This window comes from Rhodococcus sp. G6(2025) (assembly GCF_058628105.1).
This window is the reverse complement of the sequence record NZ_CP179750.1, coordinates 2,259,166-2,278,234: the sequence shown is the minus strand read 5'-3', so window position 1 is coordinate 2,278,234 and position 19,069 is coordinate 2,259,166. Positions and strand designations below refer to the sequence as shown.

18 protein-coding genes are annotated in these 19,069 nt (G+C 67.2%); 12 read left to right on the top strand and 6 right to left on the bottom strand.

All coding sequences use genetic code 11. The annotated features are described in order from the left end of the window. The first annotated feature begins 73 nt into the window (after positions 1-73). The 3 genes from ACLIVD_RS10305 (at position 74) to ACLIVD_RS10295 (ending at position 2,641) form a co-directional block, all read left to right on the top strand. Positions 74-700 (top strand): 50S ribosomal protein L25/general stress protein Ctc, encoded by a 627-nt coding sequence (locus tag ACLIVD_RS10305; protein WP_105413284.1) that lies wholly within the window; start codon positions 74-76, stop codon positions 698-700. A 107-nt stretch (positions 701-807) separates the two neighbouring features. After that, the gene (gene pth / locus ACLIVD_RS10300; RefSeq protein ID WP_491932415.1) at positions 808-1,380 is read left to right on the top strand and encodes an aminoacyl-tRNA hydrolase; all 573 of its coding nucleotides are present in this window, start codon (positions 808-810) and stop codon (positions 1,378-1,380) included. A gap of 91 nt (positions 1,381-1,471) precedes the next feature. Beyond that, the gene (locus ACLIVD_RS10295) at positions 1,472-2,641 is read left to right on the top strand and encodes an IS30 family transposase (RefSeq protein WP_477955332.1); all 1,170 of its coding nucleotides are present in this window, start codon (positions 1,472-1,474) and stop codon (positions 2,639-2,641) included. Between the two features lie 36 nt (positions 2,642-2,677). Here ACLIVD_RS10295 and ACLIVD_RS10290 read toward each other — a convergent pair whose 3' ends face one another. Next, positions 2,678-4,309 carry a fatty acyl-AMP ligase gene (locus ACLIVD_RS10290; protein WP_477952957.1) on the bottom strand — a complete coding sequence of 544 codons (1,632 nt, stop codon included), beginning with the start codon at positions 4,307-4,309 and terminating at the stop codon, positions 2,678-2,680. Positions 4,310-4,521: 212 nt separating this feature from the next. Between ACLIVD_RS10290 and ACLIVD_RS10285 the strand changes: the two genes are divergently transcribed. Next, entirely contained in the window at positions 4,522-6,255 is a 1,734-nt protein-coding gene (locus ACLIVD_RS10285) for a peptide chain release factor 3 (protein WP_317568146.1), read from the top strand. Positions 6,256-6,331: 76 nt separating this feature from the next. Here ACLIVD_RS10285 and ACLIVD_RS10280 read toward each other — a convergent pair whose 3' ends face one another. Both ACLIVD_RS10280 and ACLIVD_RS10275 read right to left on the bottom strand, forming a co-directional pair. Next, positions 6,332-7,237 (bottom strand): 5-dehydro-4-deoxyglucarate dehydratase, encoded by a 906-nt coding sequence (locus ACLIVD_RS10280; RefSeq protein ID WP_283331484.1) that lies wholly within the window; start codon positions 7,235-7,237, stop codon positions 6,332-6,334. A gap of 52 nt (positions 7,238-7,289) precedes the next feature. Then, a complete protein-coding gene (locus tag ACLIVD_RS10275) occupies positions 7,290-8,369 on the bottom strand; it encodes an ABC transporter ATP-binding protein (RefSeq protein WP_283354650.1) in 1,080 nt (359 codons plus the stop codon). 172 nt (positions 8,370-8,541) lie between these two features. Here ACLIVD_RS10275 and ACLIVD_RS10270 point away from each other — a divergent pair, with 172 nt between their 5' ends. Then, positions 8,542-9,366, top strand: coding sequence for an NAD-dependent epimerase/dehydratase family protein (locus ACLIVD_RS10270; protein ID WP_491932414.1), 825 nt, complete (start codon positions 8,542-8,544; stop codon positions 9,364-9,366). Between the two features lie 46 nt (positions 9,367-9,412). Here ACLIVD_RS10270 and ACLIVD_RS10265 read toward each other — a convergent pair whose 3' ends face one another. Further along, entirely contained in the window at positions 9,413-10,594 is a 1,182-nt protein-coding gene (locus tag ACLIVD_RS10265; RefSeq protein WP_283331487.1) for a hypothetical protein, read from the bottom strand. A gap of 137 nt (positions 10,595-10,731) precedes the next feature. On the opposite strand from ACLIVD_RS10265, the gene ACLIVD_RS10260 reads away from it, so the two are divergent. The 7 genes from ACLIVD_RS10260 to ACLIVD_RS10230 all read left to right on the top strand — a co-directional run bounded on the left by ACLIVD_RS10260 (position 10,732) and on the right by ACLIVD_RS10230 (position 17,882). After that, positions 10,732-11,736 (top strand): hypothetical protein, encoded by a 1,005-nt coding sequence (locus ACLIVD_RS10260; protein ID WP_491932413.1) that lies wholly within the window; start codon positions 10,732-10,734, stop codon positions 11,734-11,736. Between the two features lie 269 nt (positions 11,737-12,005). Continuing rightward, the gene (locus ACLIVD_RS10255; protein WP_105413292.1) at positions 12,006-12,965 is read left to right on the top strand and encodes a carbohydrate ABC transporter permease; all 960 of its coding nucleotides are present in this window, start codon (positions 12,006-12,008) and stop codon (positions 12,963-12,965) included. A gap of 5 nt (positions 12,966-12,970) precedes the next feature. Beyond that, complete coding sequence (locus tag ACLIVD_RS10250; RefSeq protein ID WP_283331489.1) at positions 12,971-13,852, top strand: carbohydrate ABC transporter permease; 882 nt, start codon at positions 12,971-12,973, stop codon at positions 13,850-13,852. Positions 13,853-13,878: 26 nt separating this feature from the next. Further along, positions 13,879-15,201, top strand: a complete 1,323-nt coding sequence (locus tag ACLIVD_RS10245) for an ABC transporter substrate-binding protein (protein WP_241961812.1) — start codon at positions 13,879-13,881, stop codon at positions 15,199-15,201. A 27-nt stretch (positions 15,202-15,228) separates the two neighbouring features. Next, positions 15,229-16,389 (top strand): enolase C-terminal domain-like protein, encoded by a 1,161-nt coding sequence (locus ACLIVD_RS10240; protein WP_418342245.1) that lies wholly within the window; start codon positions 15,229-15,231, stop codon positions 16,387-16,389. Between the two features lie 72 nt (positions 16,390-16,461). Beyond that, the gene (locus tag ACLIVD_RS10235; RefSeq protein WP_164059190.1) at positions 16,462-17,259 is read left to right on the top strand and encodes an IclR family transcriptional regulator; all 798 of its coding nucleotides are present in this window, start codon (positions 16,462-16,464) and stop codon (positions 17,257-17,259) included. A gap of 110 nt (positions 17,260-17,369) precedes the next feature. Beyond that, a complete protein-coding gene (locus tag ACLIVD_RS10230; protein WP_491932411.1) occupies positions 17,370-17,882 on the top strand; it encodes a metal-sensitive transcriptional regulator in 513 nt (170 codons plus the stop codon). Between the two features lie 19 nt (positions 17,883-17,901). Here ACLIVD_RS10230 and ACLIVD_RS10225 read toward each other — a convergent pair whose 3' ends face one another. After that, positions 17,902-18,579, bottom strand: a complete 678-nt coding sequence (locus ACLIVD_RS10225) for a pyridoxine/pyridoxamine 5'-phosphate oxidase (protein ID WP_491932410.1) — start codon at positions 18,577-18,579, stop codon at positions 17,902-17,904. 28 nt (positions 18,580-18,607) lie between these two features. After that, entirely contained in the window at positions 18,608-19,021 is a 414-nt protein-coding gene (locus ACLIVD_RS10220) for a VOC family protein (protein ID WP_164059195.1), read from the bottom strand. Positions 19,022-19,069: the final 48 nt, after the last annotated feature.

The following is a 19,069-nucleotide window of genomic DNA, read 5'->3' as shown; positions in this document are numbered from 1 at the left end:
CGTCGCGTGTTCGTCCCTCGTCGACTCGAACCGCCCGCCAGTTACCACCGTGAGTTGTAGGAGCCGTTTCACCATGTCTGACGAAAATCGCCTCGTAGCCGCCGTGCGCACCGAGTTCGGTAAGGGCGCCGCCCGCCGCGCGCGCCGCGACGGCCAGGTCCCCGCAGTCCTGTACGGCCACGGTGAGGACCCCCGCCACCTGAACGTCCCGTCCCGCGACTTCGCCGCCATCCTGCGCGCGCACGGCACCAACGCCATCCTGACCCTCGACATCGAGGGCAAGGAGCAGGTCGCGCTCACCAAGTCGGTCGTGGTTCACCCGATCCGCAACTACATCGAGCACGCCGACCTCCTCGTCATCAAGAAGGGCGAGAAGGTCACCGTCGACGTTCCCGTCGTCGTCACCGGTGAGGCCGCTGCCGGCACCCTGGTCGCGCAGGACGCCGCCACCATCTCCCTCGAAGCGGACGCGCTGCACATCCCCGAGCAGATCGAGGTCTCGGTCGAGGGCCTCGAGGTCGGCACCCAGATCCTGGCCAACCAGCTCGAGCTGCCCAAGGGTTCCACCCTGCAGGCCGACGAGGAACTGCTCATCGTCAACGTCGTCGCGGCCCCGACCGCTGCCGACCTCGAAGAGGAGACCGGCGAAGCCGCCGCCGAGACCGCCGAGGCTCCGGCCGAAGAGGGCGCCGAGAGCTGATCCTCTCGCAACCGCACTGATGTCGGCGGCGCGTCGTCCCGGATTGTCCGGGGTGACGCGCCGCTGTCGTCTGACACGACCCCCTCACGCATGGAAGGACCCTGTCGGTGAGTGAAGACACCGCTCTGGTGGTGGGCCTGGGCAACCCGGGACCGCAGTACGAGAAGACCCGGCACAACGTCGGCTTCATGGTGGCCGGCGTGCTGTCCGCTCGCATGGGTGGCAAGTTCAGCGCGCACAAGAAGAGCGGCGCCGAGATCGTCCAGGGCCGACTCGAGGGCCGTCCGACGATCCTCGCCAAGCCGCGGTCGTTCATGAACCTGTCCGGTTCCGCCGTTGCCGGCCTGGCCCGGTTCTTCTCCGTCGATCCGGGCAACATCGTGGTCGTCCACGACGAACTCGACCTCGACTTCGGGACCATTCGCCTCAAGCAGGGCGGCGGCGAGGGCGGGCACAACGGACTGCGGTCCATCTCGAGCGCACTCGGCACCAAGGACTACCTGCGCACCCGTGTCGGGATCGGCCGTCCCCCCGGACGGATGGATCCGGCGTCGTACGTGCTGAAGCCGTTCTCGTCGGTGGAACGCAAGGAGCTCGACCTGGTCTGCGAAGAGTCGGCCGACGCCGTCGAACTGGTCCTGCGCGTCGGGCTCGAGGCAGCGCAGAACCGCCTGCATTAGGCGCTTCGCGCCCGTGCGCCTTTCTGGTTCTCCCAGCTACGGCGTATTCAGTCGGTCGACGCAACATCCCTGGTAAGGAAGGGTGTTGTGGATGGTGTTCAAGGGGCGGCCGCCGATCGAGCGGCGAGTGCGGGAGCAGTTCTGGGAGTGTTTGCGGGCGGGGCAGGACACGGTCAGCGCGGCGTGTGAGGTGCAGGTCTCGCTGACCCAGATGCGGCGGTGGCTGGTGCAGGTCGGTGGAGTGCGTCCCCGCCGACCTGTTCCCCCGTCGGGGCGGTATCTGTCGCTGTCCGAGCGGGAGCAGATCGACGAATTCCGCCGGGACGGGTGGACGATCCGGGCGATCGCCCACGCACTGGGCCGCAGCCCGTCCACGATCAGCCGGGAACTGCGGCGGGCGTTGTCCTATCGCGGGAAGTATCTGGCCTCACGGGCCCAACGGGACGCCGAGGCCCGCGCCCGGCGCCCCAAGACCGCCAAGCTCGCCGCCCACGCCGAGTTGCGGGAGCAGGTGCAGGGGTGGCTGGGTGAGGACTTGTCACCGCAGCAGATCTCGCACAAGCTCAGGCGGGAGTATCCGAGCCGGCCGGAGATGTGGGTGTCACACGAATCGATCTATCAGGCGTTGTTCGTCCAGTCCCGGGGAGCGTTGACGCGGGAGCTGACCGCCCATCTGCGGACCGGCCGCTACCTGCGTAAACACCGAAGCACGGTCGGTGAGCGGCGGGGGAAGTTCCCGGACATGGTGATGATTTCCGAGCGTCCCGCCGAGGTCGAGGACCGGGCGGTGCCCGGTCACTGGGAGGGCGATCTGATCATCGGGGCGAACAACAAGTCGGCGATCGGGACGTTGGTGGAGCGGTCGACCCGGTTCGTGATGCTGTTGCACCTGCCGGATGGGCATTCCGCCGAGCAGGTGCGGTCGGCGATGACCCGCAAGATCACCGAGCTTCCCCAGCACCTTGCCAAGTCGATCACCTGGGATCAGGGTGCGGAGATGAGTCAGCACGCCCGGTTCACTGTCGAGACGGGGGTGCCGGTGTATTTCTGTGATCCGCGTTCGCCGTGGCAGCGCGGGACGAACGAGAACACAAACGGCTTGCTGCGCCAGTACTTCCCCAAGGGGATCGCGTTGGACGGGTTCGACGAGGTCTACCTCGACGTGGTGGCCGATAAACTCAATCGTCGTCCCCGTATGACGCTCGACTGGGACAGTCCAGCCGAGCGTCTCGGGAAACTCGTTGTTGCGACGGCCGCTTGAAAACGCCTACCAAAAAGGCGCACGGGCGCGGAGCGCCTAGTGGACCAGATTCGCCGACGTGGCGCGGCGGAGTTTGCCCGACGACGTCTTGGGGATGCTGCCGGGGCCGAGCACTGCGACGGTGCGGGGTCGTACTCCGACCTCGGAGAACACGGCGTGCACGACCTCGTGCTCGATGCGCTTGACCACTTCGGGGTCCTGGTAGTCGTTGGTCTCCACCGCGACCGCGAAACTTTCCCGCTTCTGCCCCGCGTCGAGGCGGACGGCCACCGCGTTGCCGGGACGCACGCCGGCGACGGTCCCCGCAGCCCGCTCGATGTCCGTCGGATAGATGTTGCGGCCGCCCATGATGATGACGTCCTTGACGCGACCGCACACGACGACGAGGCCCTCTTCGGTGAAGTAGCCGACGTCGCCGGTGTTCAGCCAGCCGTCCGCGTCCTGGGCGGGCTTGTGGCCGTCGACCGTGATGTATCCGGGGGTGACCGCCTTGCCGCGGACTTCGATGATGCCGACACCGCGGGTCGGGAGCAGCTCACCCTCGCTGTCGACGACGCGTCCCTCGAGGTTCGGCACCATCTTTCCGAGGGTGGCGAGGGCACGCGCGTTCGGCTTGCTCGACGGGACGGCGCGCTGCATGGCCTCAAGGAGATCCGGGTCGACGAGGTCGAGGACCTGGCCCTGATCCGGATCCGGGATGGAGACGGCGAGGGTGGTCTCGGCCATGCCGTAGACGGGGGCGAGTGCCGACGGGTTCAGGCCGAAGCGGGCGCCCGCCTCGGCGAGCTTGTTCATCGTCTCGGGGTCGACGGGCTCGGCACCGTTCCACATGTACCGGACGGTGCTGAGGTCGACGGCGCCGTCCTCCGCCTGCTTGAGGCGGCGGGCGAGCAACGAGTACGCGAAGTTGGGGGCGGCCGTCACGGTGCCCTTGTACTTGCCCATCAGCTCCGCCCACAGCAGCGGCGTGCGGAGGAAGTCCATCGGGGTGATGCTCACGACCTCCGCCCCGACCTGCATCGGCACGCTGAGGAACCCGACCATCCCCATGTCGTGGAACAGGGGCAGCCAGCTGATCATCACGTCGTCCTCGATGGAGAACTTGATGCGGTCGATCATGGCGTAGGCGTTGGTGTAGAAGTTCTCGTGCGTGATCTGCACGGCCTTGGGCGAACCGGTGGAACCGGACGTGAGCTGCTGCAGCGCGATGTCGCTCTCGAACGTCTCGACAGGGTCGATCTCCGTGCCCGCGTTCAGCTCGGCCACCGTCACCACGGTGATGCCGCGCTCCTCCAACAGCGGCTTGGCGGCGTCGAACGGCGCACCGAGGATGACGGCCTTCGCCTGAATCATGTTGATGACGGTCTCGGTGTCCTTGGCCCACACGGCCAGGTCGGTGCGCGGCGTCGGCTGATGCAGCATGGTGACGGACGCCCCGCGCATCCAGGTGCCCTGGCAGGAGGGCGCGATGTCGACGGGCTGACCGGCGAGGATGCCGATGGCGTCGCCGTGGCCGATACCTGCCTCGGCGAGCGCGCCCGCCATGCGGCGCGCGGCCTTGTGGATCTCGCCCCACGGCTGCCGCAACGGCGCGTCGGGCTCACCCGTGTTGAGGCCACGGGTGCTGCTCGCCGCGGTCGCGTACATCTCGTCGGTGAACTTGCTCACAGTCTTCCTCCTGCACATACGGGTGTCCGAACGCAGAAACGGTGAACTCCGGAGCGCCCCGACGACTCACCCATATAAATCCCTCACCGGCCTCCGATCGTTACTCCTCCCTGGATGTGACTGTGCTGCGCGTTCGTGTTCGGCACCCGAGTAACCTGGTATGCGGCCACACGGCCTTCCTACACGCATCCCGTCCCCCGAGAGGTTCTTCGTTGACTACCCCGTCCGACTCGGCCGACACCATTCCAGCCGAGGCGGCGCCTGTCGCCACATCCGGCTCACCGGAAGTGAAATCCGAGGCATCCGCCTCACCGGTGGGGAAATCCGAGAAGGGTGTCCGGGCGGAGGCGTCGCGTCGCCGCACGTTCGCCGTGATCTCGCATCCCGACGCCGGTAAGTCGACGCTGACGGAGGCTCTCGCGCTCCACGCGAAGGTCATCTCCGAAGCGGGCGCGGTCCACGGCAAGGCGGGCCGCAAGTCGACGGTGTCCGACTGGATGGAGATGGAGAAGGCCCGCGGCATCTCGGTCAGCTCCACCGCCCTGCAGTTCAACTACCGCTCCACCGAGGCGTCGGTGGACGAGCCCGTCGACAACGTGATCAACCTGGTGGACACTCCCGGCCACTCCGACTTCTCGGAGGACACGTACCGCGTCCTGACTGCGGTCGACGCCGCAGTCATGCTGATCGACGCCGCGAAGGGTCTCGAACCGCAGACGCTGAAGCTGTTCCAGGTGTGCCGTCACCGCGGAATCCCGGTGATCACCGTCATCAACAAGTGGGACCGGCCGGGCCAGACGCCGCTCGAGCTTCTCGACGAGATCCAGGAACGCATCGGTCTCACCCCCACTCCCCTGTACTGGCCCGTCGGGATCGCCGGCGACTTCCGGGGCCTGCTGCGGCGCGGCGAGGACGGTGCCCCGCGGGAGTACATCCGGTTCACGCGGACCGCGGGTGGCGCGAAGATCGCCCCCGAAGAGGTCATGGATGCCGACGCCGCCCTCGCGAAGGAGGGCTCCGAATGGGAGACCGCCGCGGAGGAGAGCGAGCTGCTGTCGGCCACCGGTCAGGACCATGACCAGGAGCTGTTCCTCGGTGGCCAGACGTCGCCGGTGATCTTCGCGTCGGCGATGCTCAACTTCGGCGTCCGCCAGATCCTCGACACGCTGGTCGAGCTGGCGCCGCCGCCGCGCGCCCGGGAGGACGTCGCCGGCACCCCTCGCGAGGTCACCGACCCGTTCAGCGCGGTCGTCTTCAAGGTCCAGGCCGGCATGGACACCGCGCACCGCGACCGGCTGGCGTTCATGCGCATCGTGTCGGGCGTGTTCGAGCGCGGCATGGTGGTCACCCACGCCCAGACCGGCAAGCCATTCACGACGAAGTACGCGCAGACCGTGTTCGGTCGCGAGCGTTCGACCGTGGAATCTGCGTACCCCGGCGACGTGGTGGGACTGGTCAACGCCACCGCGCTCGCCCCCGGCCACACCCTGTTCTTCGAGAAGAAGGTGGAGTTCCCGCCGATCCCGTCGTTCGCGCCGGAGCACTTCTCCATCCTGCGGGCCGAGAGCGCGGGCAAGTACAAGCAGTTCCGGCGGGCCGTGGATCAGCTCGATTCCGAGGGTGTCGTGCAGATCCTCCGCAACGACCTGCGTGGCGACGCCTCCCCGGTCATGGCGGCCGTCGGCCCGATGCAGTTCGAGGTGGTCGCGGCGCGGATGAAGGCCGAGTTCAACGTCGAGGCCCGAATGGAACCCCTGGGCTACGCGTTGGCGCGGCGCACCGACGCCGAGTCGGCCGACGAGCTGAACCGTCAGCGCGGCGTCGAGGTGTTCACCCGCTCGGACGGGGTGATGCTGGCTCTGGTCAGCGACAAGTGGCGCCTGCAGTACATCCAGAAGGAGCTGCCCGACCTCACGCTCGAGCCGCTCGTGGCCGCCGCCGACTAGCGCCCCGAGGCGCTGACGTACGTTCGAAGCCTCGATCCATCGACGGGATACGCACCCCGCCGATGGATCGAAGACACTACTGCGCCAGCACTTTCCGCCCCGCCGCCACGATCTGCTCCAATTCGTACCGGTGCTGGGCGCTGGCGTCGACGAGCGGCGCGCGCACCGAGCCGGCGTCGAGGCCGGTGAACGTCACGCCCGCCTTCACCAGAGCGACCGCGTACCCGGGGGTGGTGTCGCGCAGCCGAACCAGCGGATGGAAGAACTCGCGGTTCAGCGAGTCGACCAGCTCGGTGTCGTCTTCCTCGAGCGCCCGGTAGTAGGCGAGAGACACATCGGGTGCGAATGCGAACGTCGCGGAGGAATAGAGCGTGACGCCGATGCTCCGGTAGGCCTGCTGCGAGACCTCGGCGGTCGGGAGGCCGTTGAAGAACTGGAATTCCTTGTCGCCGAGAGAATCACGCAGGGTACGCACGATTCGCGACGTCAGGTCGAGGTCGCCGACGCCGTCCTTGAATCCGACGACCTTCGGCAGTCGCGCGACCGCGAGAGCACTCTGCTCGGTGAACTGGCCGTTCGCGCGGTGGTACACGATGACCGGGAGGTCGCTCGCCTCCGACACCTGCGTCACGTACTCCACCAGGCCCTGGGCCGGTGCGCCGACGAGGTAGGGCGGCAGGAGCAGGATGCCGTCCGCTCCCGCGTCCTCCGCGATGGCGACGAATTCCTTCGCGACGGGCAGGGCTCCGCCGGCGCCGGCGAAGACCGGGACACGGCCATTCGTGGCCGTGACCACCGTTTCCACGACGGTCCGGAATTCGGCGGCGGACAGCGCGTGGAACTCGCCGGTCCCGCACGCGGCAAACACTCCACCCGGTCCGGCCGCGACACCGGATTCGATGTGCTGGGCCAGTGCGGGAAGGTCGACGTCGCCGTTGCCGTCGAACGGTGTGACAGGGAAGAAGAGAACACCGTCAAGCATGGATGGCTCCTTGGATCATTGGTCGGGTTTGAGTCGGAGGTCTGTGTCTCGACTAGTCGACGAGGCGGTCACCGGTGACGGTGGAGAACAGGTGGGTGCGCTCCGCCGCGTACGACAGGGTGATCACCTCTCCGCGCTTCGGCGGGATGCGGCCGTCGGCGCGAACGACGATGGGCTGCTTGCGCCCGTGGATGTCGGCCTGGCCGTAGACGTACGCGTCGGCACCGAGCTCTTCGACGACGTCGATGGTGACGTCGAGTCCGCTACCGGTGGTGATCACGAGATCCTCCGGACGCACACCGAGCGTGACCGAGCTTTCGCCGATGCCGGCAATCGCACCGCGCGGGACGGGGACCACGGAGCCACCGAAGCTGACCCCGCCGTCGACGAGGGGAAGTTCGAGCAGGTTCATCGCGGGCGAGCCGATGAAACCGGCGACGAACACGTTGTTCGGGTGCTCGTACATGCGGCGCGGTGTGTCGCACTGTTGGAGCACTCCGTCTTTCAGGACGGCCACCCGGTCACCCATCGTCATGGCCTCGACCTGATCGTGGGTCACGTAGACGGTGGTGGTGGCGAGACGACGCTGCAGCGCCGAGATCTGCGCGCGGGTCTGCACGCGCAGCTTGGCGTCGAGGTTGGACAGGGGCTCGTCCATCAGGAACACCTGCGGCTTGCGAACGATGGCGCGTCCCATGGCAACTCGCTGCCGCTGACCACCCGAGAGGGCCTTGGGCTTGCGGTCGAGGAACTTGGTGAGGTCGAGGATCCTGGCGGCATCCTGGACGCGACGCTTGATCTCCGCCTTGTCCTCACCGGCGATGCGGAGGCCGAAGCCCATGTTCTCGCCCACCGTCATGTGCGGGTAGAGAGCGTAGTTCTGGAAGACCATGGCGATGTCACGGTCCTTCGGCTGGAACTCGGTGACATCGTTGCCGCCGATGGCGATCGTGCCCCGGTCCACGTCTTCGAGTCCCGCGAGCATGCGCAGGGACGTGGACTTGCCGCAGCCGGACGGTCCGACGAGGACGAGGAACTCGCCGTCCTCGATGTCGAGGTCCAGGTGATCGACCGCGGCCTTGTCGCCACCGGGGAACAACTTGGTGACGCCCTGAAATGCGACTGTTGCCATGATGTGGGTGGTCCCTTCACCGGCAGGAACGTGCCGGACGATCCGAGTGGGAGTGTGAAGCGAACGATTCGTTCACATACGTGAATCTTCGTCAAGATAGTGACTTCGTTTCGAAGTATGTACTACCGTGATGTGCATTACAAGGCTTACTCCCAGAGAGGTACGAGAAGACATGACCGACACCGCCTCGCGTCTGCTGATCACCGGCGCCGCAGGAAACATGGGCAAGATGCTGCGACCCTTGCTCCGCAAGCCCGGCCGCACCCTGCGCCTGTTCGACATCGCCGACATCACCGACATCGATCCCGCTCACGAGGAGTTCGTCCAGGGTTCGGTCACCGACCGCGCGGCCGTGACCGCTGCGGTCGACGGCGTCGACGCCGTGCTCCACCTGGGCGGACTCAGCACCGAGGACTCGTGGGAGAACATTCTGTCCGTCAACGTGGACGGCACCCAGGCGGTGTTCGAGGCCGCCGTCGCCCACGGCGTGACGCGCGTGATCGCGGCGTCGAGCAACCACGCCGTCGGCTTCTGGACGCACGAGGAAGCCGGCTCCAACCCGCTGCCCGGCGACGTCTCGCCGCGTCCGGACGGGTTCTACGGCTGGAGCAAGGCGGCAGTCGAGGCGCTCGGCCGGCTGTACCACGATCGTTTCGGCATCGACGTCGTCAACCTGCGGATCGGCTCGAGCTTCGACCGGCCGCCCAACTACCGCGGGCTCGCCTCCTGGATGTCGCCTGCCGACACCGCTCGTCTGATCGAGGCCGCACTGTCCGACTCCGCCAAGGGTTTTCACACCGTGTGGGGTATCTCGCGGAACACCCGCAGCTGGTGGTCCGCAGCGGAGGGCGCAGCCATCGGGTACGAGCCGCAGGACGACGCGGAGGTGTTCGCCGACGAGTTCCTGGCCGATCACGAATGGACGTTCGACGACCCGATCCTCCAGCGTGTCGGCGGCGCGTTCTGCGACCACCCGCTCGGACAACGGATGCGCTGATGTCGCGCCGGGGCGGGCACCAGCGGTGGTGCCCGCCCCGGACGCGTCAGAGGGCGTTCTCGCGGACGATGCGCCCCAACGCGTCGAGCTGCACCTTGTTGACCAGCCCGAGGTGATAGAGGTGCAGCTCATTGGCTCCGGCCGCGACCGTGGCCGCGACGTGGCTGCTCACGTCGTCGAGATTCTTCGGCGGCAGCACCGACACGTAGGCGCCGACGTCGACGGCCTCTCCGACGATCGCGCGGGTGTCCTTCGTGACGGCGACGGTTTCGGCCGTCCCCGGCCAGGCCGAGACGAGCACGGCGTCGACGTCTCCCGACGCAGCCGGGGTCAGCGCAGGCGACGGCCCGGTCTTCCAGGGATTCGGATGGCAGTGCAGCGTGACGCGGGCCGCCGGGATCTCCGCACGCACGGCGCCGAGCACCGCACCCCGGAGTGCGTCGGCGTCCGCGTGGCGCACGGACAGCACCGCGTCGGCCTCCGCCTCGCCGAGGACGTCGGTGATCGGGGCGTCCGGAGCGAGCGTTCCCCTGGACAGCGCATCCACGCCGGAACGCAGCTTCGCGATCATCTTGTCCGGAGCGACGCCCCGCTCCGCCCACAGTGCGCGTTCCCGTTCGGTGCAGCTGATCGACATCAAACTGTCGCCGATGCCCGGAAATGCGCCATCGGTCTTCTCGTGTGGGCCGACGTGGGCGATCCCCAGCTGTCCGCACGCTTCGATCGACACGCCGTGCAGGTCGACACCACGGACCGCCTCCGCCGCGAGGGTGCGGGCGTAGCGGACGATGTCCGGGTGCCCTGGCGCGAGCGCGTACGGGTAGCGGTCGCCGAAGCAGTTCACGACGGTGACGTCGGGATGCGCCTGCCCCAGAACGGTGCTGTGGGACAGCACGATCCACGCGTTCACGCGGATGCCCGCATCGATTAGGATGCGAGCCGCATCAGCGAACGCGTCCTCGGATCCGCCCCACGTCGCCGCCCTGGCCGTGACCGCGTGCCCGTCCCACGCGGCAGGCCGGATGGGCCGGTACAGCGCGGCGTGATGCGCGTCGACCACCTTGTGGGCCGGATGCAACGGGGTTGCCGCGCGGGTCGAGTGATAGCTGGCGGCGAGCGAGATCTCGGTGACTCCGAGCGCGCGCGCTCGGTCGACGAAGTGCGGATCACCGAGCACGTCCCACGGATACGCGTGCGCGACGATGCGATCGACAGTTCTTCCGGACATGCAGTTCCCCTCAACGGTTCGAATACAGAGTTCGATAGACAAGACGGAGTTCACACATGGGAACACATCGTTCGGCCGACTGTCCACGATCGACCCCGGCCGGCGCGCGACGCGACGCCGTTCGCGAGGTACTCGGCGTGACGGACGAATCGGCGGCGGACACACCCGAGGTGACGTACGGCAGGTCGTGGGTTCGGCACGGCGTCGCCGGTCGCGAACTCACCTGGGCGGCCGGTGACGACGGCCCCGACACCGAGGGCTGGCTCCTCCGCCCCGACCACGGGGGCGAGATCGCGGCCCGCCCTGCAGTCCTGCTGATGCACGCACACGACGGCGTCAAGTTCTACGGCAAGGAAAAGGTGGCCGACGGTCCCGACGGAGCCTCACCGGGTGTCCCCGAACTCCGGACCCGCGGGTACGAAGGCAGGTCGGTCGCAACAGGACTCGTGCACGCGGGCTTCGTCGTCCTCGTCCACGACGTGTTCCCCTGGGGCAGCAGGCGGGTGCCCTGGCCGGAACTACCGGACCGAGCCACAGCAGCGGGATACGCCGCATTCCCGCCCAGCCCGGACACTCCCGAGATCCGACGGCGCCGATACGACGCGGCAGCGCGCGAGCACGAACACGGCCTCGCCAAAACCGCCGCCCTGACGGGCACCTCGCTCGCCGGCACTGTCGTCGCCGAGGACCTTCGGGCGCTGAACGTGCTCCTCGCGACGGACGGTGTCGATCCGTACCGGGTCGCCGCCGCGGGATTCTCGGGCGGCGGCGCTCGCGTCGCACATCTGCTGGCGTGTTCGACACGCCTGCGAGCGGGGGTGATCACCGCGATGATGAGCACTTTCGCGGATGTCGCGGACGGCAGAGCAGACGATACGACGTGGCTGATGATCACTCCGGGCCTGCCGGCGGTGTGCGACTGGCCCGAGATCGCCGCATGCCAGGCGCCACGGCCGCTGCTGGTTCAGTTCGCGCTGGACGACTCCCATTTCGGCCGGCGGGGAATGCGCGACTCCGAGGCCGTGCTGCGGCGGGCGTACGAGGGGTCCGGGGCGCTCACTACGCAGTGGTTCGCAGGCGGACACCGGTTTTCGGCCGGAATGCAGGTCGGGGCCGCCCAGTGGCTCGCCCGCAATGTCTAGGCGAACACCCTTGACAGACCTTGTGACTGCCGTCATAGTGAGTTCGACAATTCACATAGAGGACGTGAGTTCACATACATGAACGAGCAAGCGCAGACGCCGCCAACGGAACCCCTCACGCACACCGGGTACCTCGGGCAGGTCGGAGGCCGCATCGTTCCCATCACCTTCCACGCTGACGAGCCACCCCCGTGATCTCGCCTCAGCAGCAGTAGCCACAATCCCCTGACCCGCCGGCGCGACCGGCACCGAACTTCGGAGCGTGCACCATGGTCACCACCACCTCCCTCCGGCCAGGAGGGCAGTCCGCGCCGGCGGCACAGGCCTCGCCCGGTCGAACTCGTCGCAGACCGGCCTGGCGCAGAGCCTCTGCCCCCTACATCCTGATCGCACCGGTGGTCATCCTGCTGGCCGTCTTCATCTTCTACCCGGTCGGCAGCGTCTTCTACTACAGCCTGCAGTACTACAACCCGACGACGCCGTGGGACAACGGTTTCGCCGGCCTCGACAACTTCCGGCTGATGTTCGCCGACTCCCTCTTCTGGACCAGCCTGGTCACCACCGCGAAGTGGGTCGGATTCCAGGTCGTGTTCCAGTTGATCCTCGGACTCGGACTGGCCTTGCTGGTCAACGAGGTGTTCCGGGGCCGCGGCCTGGCACGCGCCCTCGTGTTCTCCCCCTGGGCGGTGTCCGGCGTTCTCACCACCGGCATCTGGCTGCTGATCTACAACCCGTCGACCGGCCTCTTCAAGCTTCTCGGAAACATGGGCATCGGCGACGGCACTGCCGCTCCCATCGCCGATCCGGACACCGCGTTCTGGGCGACGGGCGTCGCAGAGCTGTGGCGCGGTGTGCCGTTCTTCGCCATCCTCATCCTGGCCGAGCTGCAGAGCGCACCCAAGGACCTGTACGAGGCGGCCAACGTGGACGGCGCCAACCGCTGGCAGCGGTTCCGCTTCGTCACCCTCCCGCACCTGAAAGCCGTCATCATCCTGTCGACGCTGCTGCGCGGTGTGTGGGAGTTCAACAACGTCGATCTGCTGTACACCCTCACGGCGGGCGGCCCGGCCGACGTCACCACCACACTGCCGCTGTACGTCTCACAGCTCGCAACCACTGCCCAGGACTTCGGATACGGCTCGGCACTCACCACGGTCGCATTCGTGATCCTGCTGTTCTGCTCGATCCTCTACTTGCGCCTGAGCAAGTTCAACAGTGAGAAGGTCTGACCGTCGTGACCACCACCACCGATCGTCCCGCCGTTGCGCTGTCCGAGCCGGACACCACCGGGAAGCTGCGCGCACACAAGAAGAAGCCCCGCTTGTTCAGCGTCGGACTGCCGCTCGCGCTGTACCTGCTGTTCACTCTCGTCCCCTTCTACTGGATGATCGTGTTCGCCTTCCGGCCCGCCGGATCGAATTCGATGCTCCCCTGGCCCATCACGTTCGAGCACTTCGACACCGTGTGGAACACCCTCGGCTTCAGCTTCTTCTTCAAGAACAGCCTCATCGTTGCCGCGTTGTCGCTCGTGCTGACCACGTTCGTCGCACTGGCCACCGGATATGCGTTGGCCCGCTTCAAGTTCCGCGCCAAGATCCCGCTGGTGATGGCACTGCTGTGCAGCCAGTTCGTGCCCGGCGCCATGCTGCTCATCCCCCTGTTCCAGGTGTTCCGCGAGATGAACCTCGTCAACAACCTGACCGGCCTCATCATCGCCGACACCGTGTTCCAGCTTCCCCTGGCCGCCATGCTCATGGCGGGTTTCATCGCGCAGATCCCGGTGGAGCTGGAAGAGGCCGCGATGGTCGACGGCTGCTCACGCCTGCGCGCATTCCGCATCATCATGCTGCCGCTGCTGCGGCCCGGCCTGATCGCCGTCGGATCGTTCGCCTTCATCGGCAGCTGGAACAACTTCCTGTTCGGCCTGATGTTCATCAGCAGCCAGGAGAAGTTCACGCTGCCGGTCGGACTCAGCTACACCATCGGCTCCTACAACGTCGACTTCGGAGTTCTCGCCGCGGGCGGTCTGATCGCCGCGGTGCCGGTCGTCGCCGTCTTCGCCGTCATCCAGAAGTACCTCGTCCAGGGCCTGAGCGCCGGCGCGGTCAAGGGCTGATCATGACTTTCGAAAAGAGGACTCACATGAACCGGCGAACGCTCCTGCGGTCGACCCTGATAGGCGCGGCGGCCACGCTTGTGCTCGCCTCCTGCAGTTCCGAAACCTCCCTGCCCGACGGGGCACTCGGCGACCCGAACAACGCGCGGCTCACCTTCTGGGACAACAACGCCGGTCCGGACCGCACTCCGCTGTACGAGGAGCTCATCCGGCGGTTCGAGGCCGCCAACCCCGGCATCGACATCGAATACGTGGGCCTGCCGTCGGACAGCGCCCAGCAGAAGTACCAGACCGCGCTCGCCGGCGGTTCGGCGCCCGATCTCGGGATCGTCTCGACCGCCTACCTGGCCCCGCTCGTCGCCCAGAACGCCGTCATCTCACTCGACGACTTCGTGGCGGCGTCACCGCAGCACAACGAGTACGACGCCGGAATTCTCGAGTCGGCACGTGAATCCGGTGGCGGCGAGCACCTGTACGGTCTGCCCTACACCAGCAACAACGCCACCCTCTGGTACCGCGCCGACTGGTTCGCCGAAGCCGGGATCGAACCCCCCGACACGTACGACGAATTCTACGAGGCCGCACAGACTCTGACCGACAAGGACGACGGCCGTTACGGATTCACCATCCGCGGTGGCGCCGGATCGATCTACCCGCTGCTGCAGTACATGTTCGCCAGCACCGGCGTCGAGAGCTTCTTCGAAGACGGCGAGTCGACGCTGAACCGTCCCGAGATGGTCGACGCCATCGAACGCTTCGCAGCGCTCTACGACGTCGACACCCCGACCGCCGACGTCAACAACGGCTTCCCGCAGATGGTCGCGAGCTTCGGCGGCGGCTCGGTGGCCATGATGCAGCACAACCTCGGCTCGCTGAGCAACCACGAGAAGGCACTCGGCGACAAGGCCGGAGCTGTGGCGCTGCCGCGTAACGAGGACGGAAAGCGCACCGTCATGACGGACCCGTTCCCGTCGTACACCGTGTTCAAGAGCAGCAAGAATCAGGCCGCGGCCTGGAAGTTCGTCGAGTTCATGACCTCTCAGGAATCGCAGGCGTACTGGAACGAGCGCGTCGGACAGATCCCGGTCAACAAGACGGCGCGTTCGGCTCCCGAGTTCGCGAACATGCCGTCGGTGCAGGCCGCGCTCGCGGCACTGGACGACCCGGAAACCGTACTGGTCACCCCTCCGGACTACCTCCCCGACTTCGGGAAGATCGTTCAGGTGCAGATGCTCGGCCAGTGGCAGAAGGTGCTCATCGGGCAGCTCAGCGCACAGGATTTCGCCGACGACTTCGCCGAGAAACTCGATCGCTCCATGGCCAAGTACATCGCCCGCCAGGGCAAGTAGAAGATTTCGAACAGGAAGCGAATCATCATGTCCAGCGTGATCACAGAAGTCGCCGTGCAGGTTTTCAAGACCGAGGCACGCACCTCGGTCGACTCGTACGGTCATCGCCATCCCGGCCCGTCCATGCCTGCAACGGGGGCGCTCCTGCGGATCACCGACTCCGACGGCGTCAGCGGTTACGTTCTGGGCAAGCCGAACTACCTTCGGCAGGATCAGGTGGAGCAGCACTTCCGGCCGGTCCTGATCGGCTCCGATCCGCTGGCACGCGAGGCAATGGACAAGAAGTTCGCGATTCGTCAGCGCACCCGGGCTGTCGAACTTCCCGAGCACAGCTGCAGCTACGTGGACCAGGCATTGTGGGACCTGGCAGGCAACAAGTTCGACACGCCGGTCTGGAAGCTGCTCGGCGGTGCGCGCACCGAGATCAAGGCGTACGCGAGCACCATGTGCGGCGACGACATCGAAGGCGGCCTCGCCACCCCGGAGGATTACGCGAACTTCGCGGTCGCGCTGAAGAAGCGGGGCTACCAGGGCATCAAGCTGCACACCTGGATGCCCCCGCTGCCCGGCTCCCCGAATCTGACCCGGGACATCGACGCGTGTGCCGCCGTGCGTGATGCCGTCGGCGAGAACTTTTCGCTGATGCTCGACGGGTACCACTGGTACTCGCGCACCGACGCGCTGAAGCTCGGTCGCGAGCTGGACCGGCTGAAGTTCGACTGGTTCGAGGAGCCGATGGACGAGTTCTCGCTGCGGTCGTACAAGTGGCTCGCCGACCAGATCGACACCCCGCTGATCGGACCCGAGACCACGCCGGGCCGGCACCGGTCTCGTGCCGACTGGATAGCGAACGAGGCGTGCGACATCCTGCGGGTCGGGGCCATGAACGGTGGTGGCATCACACCGGCCCTGAAGACGATGCACATGGCCGAGGGTTTCGGACTCGAGTGCGAGATCCACGGCAACGGCGCCCCCAACCTCGCGCTCGTCGGAGCGGGCAACAACGTCCAGTGGTACGAGCGCGGTCTGCTGCACCCGCACGTGGATTACGACTGGGTTCCGCCGCACCTGAATTCCATCGTCGACCCCGTCGACGAGAACGGCATGGTGGCGATGCCGCAGAGACCGGGCCTCGGCGAGGACATCGATCTCGAGTACATCGCGGCCAACCTCGTCGCGGAGTACTGAATGCGCCACGTCGCCGGCACCGAACACGGGTCAGTAGGTGATATCGCGTTCAGAATGAGAGATAGTGTCTTCATGGTGACAGAAGACATGCGTGGGGCAGCGCCGGAAACCCAGCCAGTCAAATCTGCCGAGCGCACCATCCACATCCTCGAGACGCTCGCCGCATCGCCGACGCGCATGAGCCTCGGCGAGTTGCAGGAAGCGTGCAAGTATCCGCGCTCGAGCCTGCACGCCCTCCTGCGCACGCTCAAGGATCTGCGGTGGATCGAAGCCGACGAGTCGGGGTCGCGCTACGGCATCGGCACCCACGCCCTGCTCGCAGGCACGTCGTACCTCGACAAGGATTCGGTCGTGTCGAGGGCGGCGGCGGTGCTCGAGGCGCTCCGGTCGGAGGTCAGTCATACCGTCCACTTCGCGCGGCGCGACGAGGCCAGCGTCATCTATCTCGCCAGCCGCGGTTCGAAGGTCGAGGTTCGGCGCATGCACCGCGTCGGCCGCAAGCTGCCGTGCCACGTCACCGCACTCGGGCAGGCCCTCCTCGCCGAGCTCACCACCAGCGAGGTCCGGGAGATGCTTCCCGCGAAACTCGAACGATTCACCGAGAACACCATCGTCGACGTCGACGATCTCGTCACCGAACTGGGCGAGGTGCGCAACCGCGGGTGGGCCCTGGAACGGGAACAGGGGACGGTCGGCGTGGTGTGCATCGCGACCGTCGTGCCCTACCGAATCCCCGCCACCGACGCCCTCAGTGTGTCCATGCCCGCCGAGGTCGCGTCGTACCCGGGTGAGCTGGAGCGGATCGCCGGCGTGCTCACGAAGCACGCGTCCGCCTGGGCCCGGGAATTGAGGGCCGAAGGGGTTCGGTGAGCCGTCGAGGTGTGCGGCTCGCCGGACCCTCCTGGTAGCTTTCAGGTCGAATCGAGCAGACTGACGGGCTTTGCGCGGTACCCGTTTGGCCACGAGCAGGAAGCGACACGATGGAGAACGGCATTTCCACCAACGGATCGGGCAGCAACGGCTCCGCCGGCACGAGTTCGGCGTCGGAGTCCCCCTTCGCCGAACCGAGCACGGGCGGGCTGACCGGCAGCAACAGCAGCGGCAACGGCAAGTCCACGGCCAGCTCCGCCGAGACGTTCACCTTCCCGCTGCCGACGCGCAGCTCGGGTTCGCACAGCTCCGAGGAGCCGGCCGAGGCCTCCGACACGACGGCGTCGCTCGAATCTCGTGGGCGCACCGTCATGCGACGCAACGCGATGGGAGTGGCAGCCGTGCGAGTCGCGGGCCGTCTTGCACACACCGAACTGCTCGAGGAGCACCTCGCGTCGGCGAGCAGTCACTCCGCCGATCCCACGGTGGACGCCGACGAACTGCTGGCGCTGCTCGGCGAGTACCTCGTCGCGGCCGGGTTCGAGCGCCCCGAGATCCACGCGAAGCTGAACGGCCAGTCGATCGTCGTCGACCTGCGCTCGCCGTCCGCGACCGCACGCTGACCCCCGCCGCCGGGCGCGGTCAGGGCCACAGCACCTCGCGGATCCACCGGCCGGACTCGCGGCGGTAGAGCTGGCGCACGTGCCTGCGCCCGGCGTCCGCCTGCCAGAACTCGACACTGTCGGGGACGATGCACCACGCCCGCCAGGTGCCCGACACGAAGTCGGGGTCGGCCTCGATGCGGGCCACCGCCGCCGCGACGGCGCGTTCGTATTCGGCGGGATCGTCCAGGACCTCGCTCTGACGGCTGGCGGCTGCCACGGCCCGCGCGGTGACCGACCGTTCGCGGAAGTCGCGGGCGGAGAGTGCCGGATCGCCTTCGACGACGGAACCGCGCACCCGCACCTGCCGGCCCTGTTCGCGCCAGTAGAACGACAGTGCTGCAATGGCATTCGCGGATAGTTCACGGCCCTTCGGCGAGCGAGTGTCACCCGAGAACCAGAAGCCCTGCTCGGTGACGTCCTTGAGGAGCAGGAAACGCGCGTCCGGATTGCCGTCGGCATCGACGGTCGACAGCGCAGCCGCGTGCGGTTCCGGAACACCGGCCGCTGCGGCCTGCGTGATCCAGTCGAGAAACAGCGTGGTCGGCGCGTCCGGAAGAGTGTCGACGGGCGGGGGTGTATCGCCGCCGAGTGCGGGCAGGGCGCGAATCCATGCGCGGGTGTCCGGAAACGACGAACGGTCGGGTGTGGTCGGCATGTGCCGACAGTAGCCGCGGCCCGGGTCTTCAGGCCGACGCGGCCGGATCCGTCGGCCCCACCAGCATCCAACGGTGACCGAACGGATCGATGAGTGTCGCGTTGCGGTGTCCGTGGCCCTCCGAGATCCACCGTTCCACCTTGCCGCCTGCGTCGCGGGCACCCGCCAGGACGGCATCGGGGTCGTCGACGGACAACATCAGACTCACGGACGTCGAACCCGATTCCGGCGCCGTCAGACCCATCTCTGGGAACTCCTCGGCGAGATAGATCATGCCGCTCGGCAACCGCAGTTCCGCATGACCGACCCGGCCGTCCTCCATGACGATCGGTTCACCCACCACCTCGGCGCCGAACACCTTGGAATACCACTCGATGGCCTCGACACCCCGCCGCACCGTCAGATACGGCAGCGCGCCGGGAACGGGGACTTCCGGAGCCATCGTCACCTCCCAGTGTCCGCGGTGCGCGTCGAGTCCCAGTGTGCTCCC